Source organism: Planomicrobium sp. CPCC 101079, assembly GCF_007859275.1.
In the GTDB taxonomy this organism is placed as follows: Bacteria; Bacillota; Bacilli; order Bacillales_A; family Planococcaceae; genus Planococcus.
On the sequence record NZ_VOHC01000031.1, the window covers coordinates 153,166 to 165,911 of the forward strand.

The 12,746-nt window shown below is 44.5% G+C and carries 14 protein-coding genes; 5 read left to right on the forward strand and 9 right to left on the reverse strand.

What is annotated here, in order from left to right; all coding sequences use genetic code 11:
• Window positions 1-35: 35 nt before the first annotated feature.
• Entirely contained in the window at window positions 36-536 is a 501-nt protein-coding gene (locus FQV28_RS17060) for a DUF309 domain-containing protein (protein ID WP_146497716.1), read from the forward strand.
• On the opposite strand, the gene FQV28_RS17065 is transcribed toward FQV28_RS17060, so the two are convergent.
• The 7 genes from FQV28_RS17065 to FQV28_RS17095 all read right to left on the reverse strand — a co-directional run bounded on the left by FQV28_RS17065 (window position 537) and on the right by FQV28_RS17095 (window position 7,133).
• Window positions 537-896 (reverse strand): GNAT family N-acetyltransferase, encoded by a 360-nt coding sequence (locus FQV28_RS17065; protein ID WP_146497717.1) that lies wholly within the window; start codon window positions 894-896, stop codon window positions 537-539.
• A 181-nt stretch (window positions 897-1,077) separates the two neighbouring features.
• Window positions 1,078-2,400: a diaminopimelate decarboxylase gene (lysA, locus tag FQV28_RS17070; RefSeq protein ID WP_146497718.1), complete on the reverse strand. Its 1,323-nt coding sequence runs from the start codon at window positions 2,398-2,400 to the stop codon at window positions 1,078-1,080.
• 67 nt (window positions 2,401-2,467) lie between these two features.
• Window positions 2,468-3,772, reverse strand: a complete 1,305-nt coding sequence (locus FQV28_RS17075) for a pyrimidine-nucleoside phosphorylase (RefSeq protein ID WP_146497719.1) — start codon at window positions 3,770-3,772, stop codon at window positions 2,468-2,470.
• A gap of 16 nt (window positions 3,773-3,788) precedes the next feature.
• Window positions 3,789-4,973 carry a phosphopentomutase gene (gene deoB, locus FQV28_RS17080; protein WP_146497720.1) on the reverse strand — a complete coding sequence of 395 codons (1,185 nt, stop codon included), beginning with the start codon at window positions 4,971-4,973 and terminating at the stop codon, window positions 3,789-3,791.
• Window positions 4,974-5,043: 70 nt separating this feature from the next.
• A complete protein-coding gene (gene xerD, locus FQV28_RS17085; protein ID WP_146497721.1) occupies window positions 5,044-5,946 on the reverse strand; it encodes a site-specific tyrosine recombinase XerD in 903 nt (300 codons plus the stop codon).
• Between the two features lie 72 nt (window positions 5,947-6,018).
• Complete coding sequence (gene fur / locus FQV28_RS17090) at window positions 6,019-6,480, reverse strand: ferric iron uptake transcriptional regulator (protein WP_146497722.1); 462 nt, start codon at window positions 6,478-6,480, stop codon at window positions 6,019-6,021.
• Window positions 6,481-6,581: 101 nt separating this feature from the next.
• Entirely contained in the window at window positions 6,582-7,133 is a 552-nt protein-coding gene (locus FQV28_RS17095; RefSeq protein ID WP_146497723.1) for an NUDIX hydrolase, read from the reverse strand.
• An 80-nt stretch (window positions 7,134-7,213) separates the two neighbouring features.
• Between FQV28_RS17095 and FQV28_RS17100 the strand changes: the two genes are divergently transcribed.
• The 4 genes from FQV28_RS17100 to hxlB all read left to right on the forward strand — a co-directional run bounded on the left by FQV28_RS17100 (window position 7,214) and on the right by hxlB (window position 9,979).
• Window positions 7,214-8,116, forward strand: a complete 903-nt coding sequence (locus FQV28_RS17100; RefSeq protein ID WP_146497724.1) for an aldo/keto reductase — start codon at window positions 7,214-7,216, stop codon at window positions 8,114-8,116.
• A gap of 124 nt (window positions 8,117-8,240) precedes the next feature.
• Window positions 8,241-8,615, forward strand: a complete 375-nt coding sequence (locus FQV28_RS17105) for a winged helix-turn-helix transcriptional regulator (RefSeq protein ID WP_146497725.1) — start codon at window positions 8,241-8,243, stop codon at window positions 8,613-8,615.
• Window positions 8,616-8,781: 166 nt separating this feature from the next.
• A complete protein-coding gene (gene hxlA / locus FQV28_RS17110; protein ID WP_146497726.1) occupies window positions 8,782-9,423 on the forward strand; it encodes a 3-hexulose-6-phosphate synthase in 642 nt (213 codons plus the stop codon).
• Window position 9,424: 1 nt separating this feature from the next.
• A complete protein-coding gene (hxlB, locus tag FQV28_RS17115) occupies window positions 9,425-9,979 on the forward strand; it encodes a 6-phospho-3-hexuloisomerase (protein ID WP_146497727.1) in 555 nt (184 codons plus the stop codon).
• A 55-nt stretch (window positions 9,980-10,034) separates the two neighbouring features.
• Here the strand turns inward: hxlB and FQV28_RS17120 are convergent, their stop codons facing one another.
• Together FQV28_RS17120 and FQV28_RS17125 are read right to left on the reverse strand one after the other, a co-directional pair.
• Window positions 10,035-10,844, reverse strand: coding sequence for a nucleotidyltransferase domain-containing protein (locus FQV28_RS17120; protein ID WP_146497728.1), 810 nt, complete (start codon window positions 10,842-10,844; stop codon window positions 10,035-10,037).
• A gap of 38 nt (window positions 10,845-10,882) precedes the next feature.
• A complete protein-coding gene (locus FQV28_RS17125; protein ID WP_146497729.1) occupies window positions 10,883-12,745 on the reverse strand; it encodes an adenylate/guanylate cyclase domain-containing protein in 1,863 nt (620 codons plus the stop codon).
• Between the last annotated feature and the right edge of the window lies 1 nt (window position 12,746).

A 12,746-nucleotide genomic window follows, 5' to 3' on the forward strand; every position in this document is an offset into this window, starting at 1 on the left:
GATACTTATATTATTATAGTAGAAAGGGGATTAAAATGCACCCACTCCACCACCCGCTCTTTATTCAATTTATTATAAATTTCAATAGCGAACGCGATTATTTCGAATGCCATGAAGTTGGCGAAGAATACTGGAAATCTCTTGCACCGAAAGACAAAACCCATCCTCTTACCGGTTGGATTCAGATGGCTGTCGGCATGTACCATTGGAGACGAAGTAATTATCCTGGCGCACTGCGCTCGTTCATCCGGGCAAAAGCGAAACTGACGGATGGCGGAATCTGGGTAGAAGGTTTCGACCACCCGGAACTGATCCGGCTGTTGACTGTCTCCATAGAAGCCGTTACCGAAAGAAAACCTTTTTTCTCTTACAACATTCCTATCGAATCAAAGAACTTGAAAAAAATCGTCAGAGACTATCAGGCGGCTCATCCCATCGCTCCGCAGGATCCCTATTATATTATGCATAAACATCGGCTGAGGGACCGTTCTTCCATCATCAGTTTGCGCGAACAAAAAAAAAGGCGGAACCTTTAATCAAAGTCCGCCTTTTTTTTGTGGGCATTTTTCGAGAAATGCACGGGTTTCTTCCGTTGAACGCATTTCCCGTTCCTGCATCATTTGTTGGATTTTCTCGACCATGGCATGTCCAATTCCTTCGTTTCTATAAGAAGGGTTGACCGATACGTGATGGATTGTGAACGCATTTTCTTCTACTTCCACTCCCAATAACCCTACGAAATCTTCTCCCTTTTTCCAAAGAAACAATTGCCATTCAGGATTATCTTCATATTTCTGCATTGTTTGCTGCAGCACTTTCAAATCTCGCTCTCTTGGCATGAACGACATTAAGCCCATCGCGATTTTTTCAAATGATTTTTTATATCTTAATAACATAACCAATCCCTCGTTTTCGTCCTTACACGGCTTTGTACATCCTACTATAAACTTGCAAAGAACACAAGTTCCCAGAAAGTTTAACCGCCTAGAACATTATCTGCGAACAGGACCCAATAGAGGATTCCCCACCCGATGGCCACGACCAGCAAGAAAATCAATAAAAAAACGTTGGCTTTATTCATTTGCCCTTCACTTTTTGCTGGTATGACATGTCATGCGTGATCAGATCTTCATTGGTCTCCCGGCGTACTACTAGCTGATGTTCCCCGTTTTCAACGAATACAACAGCGGGGCGGCCGATACGGTTGTAATTACTGGCCATGGAATATCCGTAAGCGCCTGTGCAGAACACACTTAAAATATCTCCAGCTTCCAAAGTCGGCAAATGCGCCTCTTCGATCAGCTTGTCTCCTGACTCACAAAGCTTTCCGGCAATGGTGTACTGTTCGCTTGCTTTTGCATTCGCTTTATTGGCGAGCAGCGAAGTGTATTTCGCTCCATATAAAGCAGGGCGGATATTATCGGACATTCCGCCGTCAACCGCCGCGTATTTGCGTAGACCTGGAACTTCTTTCATCGATCCAACTGTATATAACGTCGTACCTGCATCTCCAACCAACGAGCGGCCCGGCTCAATCCAGATTTCGGGCAGCTGGAAATCTGCTGCTGCCGACACCTTCTTGACTGTCCGGATCATATCCCGAACATAGATAGCCGGTTCAAGTGGCTGGTCTTCTTCGGTATAGCGAATGCCAAAACCACCGCCAAGGTTCAGGACCGGGCAGCGGTACCCGTAATCTTTTTCCCAGTTCGACATTTTTCCTACCAATTTTTCAGCAGCCAGCTGAAAGCCTGTTGTATCAAAAATTTGCGAGCCGATGTGGCAATGAAGCCCCATCAATTTTAAGAAAGAATGCCCGTATGTCTGTTTAAATGCTTTATCCGCCTGGCCATTCTTTAGATCGAAACCGAACTTCGAATCTTCCTGGCCTGTTGTAATATAGTCATGCGTATGCGCTTCAACACCCGGAGTAACCCGCAATAGGATATTCATCGGCTGTTCAAGTTCTTCTGAAAGTTTTTTCAAAAGATCGATTTCGTAAAAATTATCGACGACGATGCAGCCTATTTTTTCTTCAAAAGCCATGCGCAATTCTGCTTCGCTTTTATTATTGCCGTGAAAATGGATCTTTTCTGTCGGGAAACCCGCTTGTATGGCAGTGTATAGCTCCCCTCCGGATACAACATCAAGTGACAAGTTCTCTTCAGCCGCCACCTGGTAAATCGCGATGCTTGAAAAAGCTTTACTGGCATAGGCCACTTGGTAGCCAAGCCCTTCATCTTCAAAGGTCTTCTGGAAAGCTTTAGCACGCTCCCGGAATAATTGAATATCATATACAAAAAGTGGTGTACCGTATTCTTTCGCCAGTTCGACAGCGTCTGTGCCGCCAATTGTCAAATGCCCTTGCTCATCAATAGCTTGTGTACCGTATAAATGCATGAGTTCCCTCCTAGCCGCGAATGGCAGATATGAAAAATCTTGCTGAGAATAAACTCAGCAAGATTGGTTAATCGGTGATCACCGCAGAAATAAGCGGCGTTTTTTCAACCGGTTCGCTTGAATATTCTACACTATTATACAACATGCGCAAACATTCCGCGACATCTTCCGTATTGGAATAAACAGTCGCTATTGATTCGCCTTTATGGACAAAGTCGCCCACTTTCTTGTGCAGGACAATACCAACCGCTAAATCGATTACTGACTCTTTTGTCGCTCTTCCGGCGCCTAAAATCATGGCTGCAGTGCCGATTTCATCAGCTTCCATAAACGATATATAACCTTCCCTTTCAGATGGCACATCTACTTTGAATGCGGCTTGCGGCAGCAGCTCCACATCGTCTACAACAGCTGGATTGCCGCCTTGGCTCTCGATAAATTGCTTGAAAATAGCCAGAGCTTCCCCGCTTTCGATTGCTTGGACAAGCATCGCGCGCGCTTCTTCTAGCGTATCCGCTTTCCCGCCCACAACAACCATTTGGCTGCCAAGCACCAAGCAAAGCTCTGTCAAATCTTCCGGCCCTTTTCCTTGCAGCGTTTCAATCGCTTCTTTCACTTCAAGTGCATTGCCGATTGCAAAGCCAAGCGGCTGGCTCATATCAGAAATAATCGCCATCGTTTTGCGGCCAGTTGCATTGCCGATCCCCACCATTGCATGCGCAAGTTCCTTCGCATCTTCTTCTGTCTTCATAAAAGCGCCTTCGCCTGTTTTAACATCCAAAACAATGGCATCCGCACCAGCAGCAATTTTTTTGCTCATGATCGAGCTTGCAATCAACGGAATGCTGTTTACAGTTGCCGTCACATCACGCAGTGCGTACAATTTCTTGTCTGCTGGCGTCAAATTTCCGCTTTGGCCAATAACAGCCACTTTAATGTCATTTACTTGTTTAATAAAATCTTCCGTAGACAATTCCACATGAAAGCCTTCAATGGCTTCGAGTTTGTCAATTGTGCCGCCAGTATGCCCAAGCCCACGGCCGCTCATCTTCGCTACCGGCACTCCACAAGCCGCAACAAGCGGACCGAGCACAAGTGTCGTCGTATCGCCGACGCCGCCAGTTGAATGCTTATCCACTTTGATGCCTTCAATGGCAGACAAATCGATTTGGTCGCCTGAGCCAGCCATCGCCAGCGTTAAATCCGCTCGCTCCCGGTCGCTCATATTCTGAAAATAAACCGCCATCAAAAAAGCGCTCATTTGATAATCCTCAATATCACCGTTCGTATAGCCTGTAACTATATGTTGAATCTCTTCTGTGGAAAGTTCTAAACCATCGCGTTTCTTTTCTATTAAATCAACCATTCTCATGAATAATACCGCCTTTTCAGTTTAATTTCGTTAAAAAGCTTGTTCCGAACTTTGGCATCGGAGCTGAGAAATTTTCGGCAATTGTTGCACCGATATCTGCAAACGTTTTGCCAAGCCCCAACTCTTTCCCACTCTCAAAGCGTGGTGAAAAGGCAAGCAGCGGAACATATTCACGTGTATGGTCTGTTCCAGGAAATGTTGGATCGTTGCCGTGGTCAGCTGTAATGAGGAGCAAATCGTTTTCAGTCAATTTTTCAAGCACTTCCGGCAGCCGCGCGTCAAACGCTTCTAGCGCCGCCCCATATCCTTCCGGGTCTCTGCGATGTCCGAACAAGGCGTCAAAATCAACCAGGTTCAAAAAACTCAAGCCGCTGAAGTCTTCTCCAACGACTTCTACCAGTTTATCCATGCCGTCCATATTGTCTTTTGTCCGAATGGTTTTAGTTACCCCTTCACCATTATAAATGTCGTTGATTTTGCCGATGGCAATAACATCTTTTCCGATATCTTTCAACTCGTTCATGACTGTCCGGTCGAAAGGCTTTAACGCATAATCATGGCGATTTGATGTACGTTTGAAAGCACCTGGTTCGCCAAGGAATGGGCGTGCAATAATGCGGCCGACCAAATATTCAGGATCTAGTGTCAGTTCACGGGCGATTTCACAGATCTTGTAAAGTTCTTCTAAGGGAACAATCTCTTCGTGCGCAGCAATCTGCAATACTGGATCCGCTGATGTATAGACAATAATGGCACCCGTTTCCATGTGCTCCTGTCCAAGTTCATCAAGAATTTCAGTTCCGCTCGCCGGTTTGTTGCCGATTACTTTGCGGCCTGTCTTTTCTTCCAATGCTTGAATCAAGGAATCTGGAAACCCTTCCGGATAGACTTTGAAAGGTGTATCGATGTTAAGGCCCATAATCTCCCAATGTCCAGTCATTGTATCTTTTCCTACCGATGCTTCCTGAAGCTTGCCATAATAAGCGGCTGGTGTTTCAGCCACCGCAATTCCTTTAACAGGTTCAATGTTGCTCAAGCCAAGGTTTTCCATATTCGGCATATGCAATCCCCCGACACTTTCTGCAATATGGCCAAGTGTATCAGAACCTGTATCGCCGAAAGCTTCAGCATCTGGAGCTTCGCCGATTCCCACCGAATCAAGGACAATCAAATGAATGCGTTCAAAAGGTTTATTAGTCATGTTTTTTCCTCCTTATTTACGATTCTATCCTACCATAAAATTTGGGATTGTCGGAAGTCTGACATCTATTTTATGCTCTTGGATGAAACTGCGAATACACGTCTTTCAAGCGGGTTTTGCTGACATGCGTATATATTTGAGTGGTTGAAATATCAGCATGGCCAAGCATCTCTTGAACAGCACGCAAATCAGCACCATTTTCAATTAAATGCGTCGCAAACGAATGCCGCAATGTATGAGGCGTCAGCTCTTTTTGGATACCTGCTTTTTGAGCATGCTGCTTAAGAAGTTTCCAAAATCCTTGCCGCGTCAGTCGCTTCCCTCGTTGATTGATAAATAGCGCATCGGTTCTTTCGCCAGTTTTCAATAAACTAGGACGTGCATTTTCCAAATAATTTTTACATGCTTTCAAAGCGGATTTGCCAAGCGGGATAATGCGCTCTTTTCCTCCCTTGCCAAAGCACCTGACAAAGCCCATGGTCAGATTGACATCTTCGATATCCAAATTGATGCATTCGCTGACACGCATGCCGCTTGCATACAAAAGTTCAAGCATGGCTTGGTCCCGCATTCCATTAGCTTTATCCAGAGCTGGCGCTTGCATTAGTGCATCCACTTCTTCAATGGACAGGATATTTGGCAGTTTTTTATCCATTTGCGGCATTTCCAGATGGACTGTCGGATCGTTGTCCACTACACGTTCACGGATTAAAAATTGATGGAACGAACGAATGGACGAAATGTGCCTTGCAACGGTCCGGGATGTTTTAGTGGTTTCTTTCAAATGGCGCAGATGATTTAAAATATGTATGCGTTCCACTTTGCGCAGCGAATCGAGCTGTTCAACTTCTTTTAAATATTGGATATAGCTTTTTAAATCCCGCTCATATGACACGAGGGTATTTGCAGCCAGCTGCCGCTCTACGCGCAGAAAATGAAGATAATCATCCAAAGCATCTTTTGCATATTTCATTATGGAACCTCCTTTGTATAAAAAAGAAAAAGAAGGGCGACCTTCAAGGGCCGTCCTTCTTTTTCTCACCAATCATTGAGATGGATCTTGTGAGCTGCGGTCATGGCAGCGCCAGCAGATGCCATGAAACGTAAGACGGTGGTCTTTAATTTGAAAGTTCCAGCGTTTTTCGACAACGCCTTCAACATCTTCCAACAAGTCTTCCTGTATTTCATCTACAGCTCCGCACTCTAAACATACTAAATGATGATGGAAGTGCGCGGCGCCTTCTTGGCGCAAATCATAGCGGGAGACTCCATCACCAAAATTTATTTTGTCGACAATTTTCAATTCAGTCAATAATTCCAATGTCCGGTAAACAGTGGCCAATCCAATTTCCGGTGCAATATCTTTTACTAAAAGATAGACATCTTCAGCACTCAAATGGTCTTCTTCATGATCCAGCAAAACCCGGACGGTCGCTTCACGCTGTGGCGTCAATTTATAACTCGCAGCATGTAATTGCTTTTTTATACGATCAATCCTTGTTTCCATGCGACGCCCTCCTTAAACTGCTTCTATTATAGCAAAGGAGCGTTCTCATTTACAACATATTATCATTCTTACTTTAGAATCATTATCAATTAAAAATAGTTTTAATTTTTAATTGATAATCGCTGTTTTGCCCAGATGACCGCAAAAGCAGTTTTAGCGTCATAAATGCGGTTTTCTTTCATCATTTGTTCTGCTTCTTCAACTGAAACTTCAAGTAATTCGACAAATTCATCTTCATCAAGCACAGCGCCGTTTGTGGCTTTTTTTAGTCCATCTGCGAAAAACAAATGAATCACTTCGTCCGCAAACCCTGGAGATGTCGAAAACGATTGAATCAATTCAAGGGAATCGGCTGTATAGCCCGTTTCTTCTTCCAATTCACGCATTGCTGTATATTCAGGAGCCTCGCCTTTTTCTAATTTGCCGGCAGGGATTTCAACGATCGAGCGTTCCAGCGCTTTCCTGTATTGTTCTACCATAATGATTTTGTTTTCTGGAGTAAACGCCACAATTGCAACTGCCCCAGGATGTTCAATCAGCTCACGTTTAGAAGTTTTGCCGTTCGGCAAGCTGACTTCATCCACTTTCAAGTTGATGACTTTCCCTTCGTAGATGCGTTTTGAAGTAATGGTTTTTTCTTCAAACTTTTTCATGATATTCCTCTTTTCATTTGTGATTTCTCTATCGCAAAGTATACCATAAGAGAAACATTAAATTACAACGGAGGGATGACATGAAAACAGTAAATCTTGGAAACAGTTCTTTAAAAGTCAGTGAAATCGGTTTCGGCTGCATGTCCTTGCCGACAGAGCCCAAGCAGGCTACAGCCATCGTGGATGAAGCGGTTGCAAACGGCATCAATTATTTTGACACCGCTGATCTCTATAACAAAGGTGAAAACGAAAAACTTGTCGGAGAAGCTTTGAAAGGCCGCCGGAAAGACATAGTATTAGCTACGAAAGTTGGCAACCAATGGAGCCAAAATACCGATGTTGTCGAATGGAATGCAACAAAACCTTATATTATCGAACAAGTCCACAATAGCTTAAAAAGACTGCAAACCGACTATATCGATTTATACCAATTGCACGGCGGCATGATCACGGATAACGCAGAAGAAACGATCGATGCTTTTGAAACATTGAAAAAAGAGGGATTGATCCGCGAATATGGCATTTCTTCCATTCGCCCCAATGTCATCCGCCGCTTTTTAGCAAAAAGTGATATCGTTTCGATCATGATGCAGTATAGCTTGTTTGACCGCCGGCCCGAAGAGTGGCTTTCAGACATTGGTTCGGCTGGACGTTCTGTTGTGACCCGCGGAACACTTGCAAAAGGGCTATTAACAAATGATGGCCCTAGACGTGCTGAGAAAATGGGCGGCTATCTGACTTACAATGAAAGTGAATTAAAAAGCACACTGCAAAAATTAATGGGCATACACGAAAATCTCCATGCCTTATCTCTCCATAGCGTTCTGCAAAACAGTACGGTCGCTTCTGTCGTAGCCGGAGCAAGTTCGCCGCAGCAAATCAAAGACACAATTGCCGCATATGAAACGCCTGTATCTGCAGACCAAATAACTGAAGCGAAAAAAGCAACCAAACAAGACTTCTACCAAGAGCACCGCAACTAGCAAGAACCAGTTGTTTTACTTCCCTACTTGCACCGCGTATACTCTTCTATACGAAGAACGGAAGTACAGGGGCTGCGGCCAAGTTGCCATGGATTGTTCTTGAATGACAAGGAGATGGATACAGATGGGACATGTTTGCGAAAAGGAATTCAGCTGTGAAAAAGAACTGACTCTTGCCGTGATCGGCGGCAAATGGAAAATGTTGATTTTATGGCACCTTGGTAAAGAAGGTACTAAGCGCTTTAACGAGTTGAAAAGGCTGATTCCAGGTATAACCCAAAGAATGCTTGTCACCCAGCTTCGGGAACTCGAATCGGATTTTATCATTCATCGCGAAATTTATCCGGAAGTGCCCCCAAAAGTCGAATACTCATTGACAGCTCAAGGGCAATCGCTGATGCCTGTTTTAGAGAATATGTACGAGTGGGGCAAAACGTATAAAAGCTTTTTAGAGGTAGCGGTGCCTGCTGCCGAAGCAGAAGAGTCAAAAGCGAAATAACGGTTTTCAAGGCGGGGATCCGATCGGATTTCCGCTTTTTTTATTTTCCGTATGTTAACGGTATACTTTTTGTCACTATATGAGAATAATGTGCGTACTTTCGGAAATCGAAGTACAGGCATACACTAGAGGAGTAACAAAAAACGAAACTGAGGAGAATGAGAAGATGAAATTACAATTAGCATTAGACTTAGTGGACATTCCACAAGCGATCGAGCTTGTTAAAGAAGTAGAACAACATATTGACATCGTCGAGATTGGAACCCCCGTCATTAACAAAGAAGGGCTTAAAGCCGTTTCCGAACTGAAAGCCGCTTTTCCGAATTTGATCGTCTTGGCTGACGTGAAAATTATGGACGCTGCTGGATATGAAGTGGCAAACGCTAGTGCTGCCGGTGCAGACATTGTTACTATCTTGGCACAAGCAGAAGATGCTTCAATCAAAGGCGCTGTAGAAGAAGCGAAAAAGCAAGGCAAAGAAATTTTGGTGGATATGATTGCAGTTAAAGACGTTAAAACACGCGCTATTGAGCTTGATGCCATGGGCGCAGATTATATTTGCGTTCATACTGGATATGACTTGCAAGCAGAAGGCAAAGATTCTTTTGCTGATCTTCGCACTATTAAAAGCGTTGTGAAAAACTCAAAAGTTGCTATTGCTGGCGGCATTAAACTTGAAACATTGCCGGAAGTAATCCAAGAACAGCCTGATTTAATTATCGTGGGCGGCGGCATCACAAGCAAAGAAGACAAAAAAGCGGAAGCTGAAAAAATTTACAATTTGATTCAAGAAGGCGCGACTGTTTAAGATGCAGACAGCGGGATACACGGAAGTGATTTTAAAAGAACTGCAAACAGTGTTGTCATCCATTGAGGATTCTGAGGCAGATAAAATGGTGGAAGCCCTGCTTGCTTCAAAGAAAATTTTTGTTGCTGGCGGCGGCCGCTCGGGCTTTATGGCAAAATCCTTTGTTATGCGCTTGATGCATATCGGACTCGATCCGTATATCGTCGGGGAAACTGTCACTCCCAATTTAGATGCTGACGATATTTTTGTTGTCGCTTCCGGATCAGGCGAAACACAAAGCTTCGTTGCCATGACCGAGAAAGCCCGAAAAATCGGAGCTATTGTCGCAGCCGTGACCATCAATCCTGATTCCACGATTGGAAAACTCGGCGATATTGTTGTTGAAATTCCTGCCCAAGCCAAAGCGGAAGGCGATAGCGGCAAATCGATCCAGCCCATGGGTTCGCTTTTCGAACAGTCGCTGTTGCTGTTTTTCGATGCCGTCATCTTAAAAATCATGGAGAAAAAATCGCTGACTTCACAAACAATGTATGGCAGACACGCCAACCTTGAATAAGTATATATGAAGAAAGCAGGACTAAGCCTTTGATGAGCTTTAGTCCTGCTTTTCTTTATCGTTCCTCAACTTTATAGCTGTCAGTGTCACCCACTTTTTTGGTATGGGCATCAATCATTCTGCGGAGCAAAGGTTCAATCTCTGTTTCTTTTGGCAATACCGCTAAGACCCATTCCAATTCCTGTTCGACTAGCAAACTAATCCGGACTGCTGCAACTGCATGTTCCCGCGGCGTTATGTGATTAATGATTGCTGTAACCTCTTCAAAAAGCTCCGTTGGCAAGGAACTGGCGAGTGCTTTAACTCCCAGCTGTGCACGAAGCGGAGCGTACTTGTGCAGCAGCACACGCGCTAAGTGGTCGATCACGTTGGTCAGCATCCTTGCCGCCCAAATGGTATTTCCGCGTGTACTCGCTTTTTGGTATTGAAACAAAAACCAAGCCACATCGATAACGGCATCCCTGAATTCCTCTGATTTCAGCTCCAGGGTTTGCGTTTCTTGGAAAGATTCAAGCAAGCCTTCCGGATCATAAAGCACCCGAAAATAATCTTTCTCCGGAAACGATTCAAGTGTGACAGTAAACAAATCGATATGCAGTAGGTTGTCATACACAGCGATCAGCTGAGGTGCGATAATGAAGATATCATCCCTGAAAAGGATTGGCCGATACGCCTCTAAATGCGCTTCACGCGCTGCTAAAAACTGTTTTTCTCGCTCCCCATCGACCAAGCAGTACAAATCGATATCGGAATGCTCATCATGTTCATCACGGCCCATGGATCCTTTTACAAAAACCGCTTTGACGTGCGGATCTTGTTTTAGGCTTGCACAAATTTTTTCGACGGCTTGCTCTTGTATCAGCATATCCATTCCTCCAGCGCCTGCAATAAAATCATTTCTTATTACACCAATAATAACGGAATATAATCCACAATTTCCTCCGGTTTCTTATCCAAAGACAAGCGAACCAGTTCTATTTGCCCTTCGATTCCTTTCAGGTTCGCATGGAAAAGCTCCATCATAAAAGAGCTTTCGGCAAAAACATCGTTTGCCTGTACTTGTTCTAAAAAGTCTCTGCCAATCACCAAATCTCCTCCCACTCCTTCACCCTGCAGTCTTGCCGCAACATTAACCGTCCTGCCGAAATAATCCAGCCGGTCATTTGAATTGACTGCAATGGCAGGTCCACTATGCAAACCGATTTTCAACATAATATCTTCCTTTTCAGCATTGTTGAACTCGGCTACATGCTGCTGGATTTGCAGCGCCGCCCGAAGGCCGTCCTCCGGCAAATGAAAAACAGCCATGACCGCGTCTCCTATCGTTTTGACCACACTTCCTGAGTTTTTGGAAATCCAGTGCGTTAAGAATTCAAAGTGGCGATTGACTTGCCCATATGCGGTAGCGTCGCCAACAGTTTCATATAAAGAAGTGGAACCTTTCAAATCTGTAAACATGATCGTAACATTGCGGATGCTGATCTGTTGTCCTGGCGACAAAACTTCAGATGAAAACAGATCCCGAAATTCCTGCATCGCTGTAACTTTTGCGGCAGTTACCGTTTCCGCATTCCAATCCGATTGCTCCAAGGCGACAATTATGTCATTCTGGCTGGAGTTGGTTAGACTTATTTCTGAGCGCCTTGCAATGTTTGAATGGCTCCAGCCTTCTTCCGTATACTCAAGAAGCGCCGGATGGCCTTCCGCCGGCAGCTTGTCCAAGATGTCGACCATGTTGTTTTCCTGCAAGACGCGCAGGCGAAGCGCTTTTTCGGCACTTGTAATCGGCAGTACAATGGTCTGCCCAGCACCGATAATTTTTTGCACTTTAATATGCGGCGTAATTTGCGGTGCCCCTACACAATAAACTTCTGCGTAAGCTTTTCGAATTGAAGGGTGAACCGAGAATTGAAGTTCTACATACCTGTCAAAGTCTGCATCATAGTTAATGCCGCATAAATCGCAATGGAATTGGTTTTGTAATTGCGAAAGGGAACTATAGTCGACTTTCGAAACCCGGCAATTCGGGCAGATTAAATTCCAGCTCAAGTTAAGAATTCCAGATTTCGTGGCATATAACAACATCCGCAGCACTTCTTCCGAGTCTTTTTTCCACTGCTTTGCGATTTGAATCGGTTCCATGACCGCTACATCCGAATCGCTTTTTTCGACTAGAAAGCGGTGCAGCAGGACAATATATGAAGCATCCACCGGGAACTTCCTTAACCGGTCTTCAAGCCTTTCCAATTCAACAAAATTCACTTTTGCGTTTACCGCTTTTTGTGGAAGCTCCCTCGGATCCGCCCCCGCTTTTGCGTAATCATCTATATACGCCAATGTGTTTTTCATCGATTGGATGCCTATCGCTAAAACTACTGCAATGCCAAGCGGATTCCGCGGCAGATATTCAGCAATTACCCGTACTGTCGTTTTTTCAGCAAAAGCATCGCTGCTGTCGACCAGCTCTATGCCCCACGTATACGAAACCAACGGACCGCTGACATAGCGCCGTTCTACTATATAACTTTTATTTTCCTCCCATTGAAAGGGAAATTCCTGCCACTTTAGGGGAATGAGGCCGGCAATTTTTGCCTGGGCCGACCGATAAAAAACATTAGTACCCTCTTTTTGAACCCCGCTGAATTGGACAGGGAAAATACCGATATACGGATTCATGCGGTTATTATCACTGATCAGTTTCCAAATCGTTTCTTTTGCCAAGGCAAACTGTTGTTCAAATACATATTTTTTTGCTTTTAACGTCATT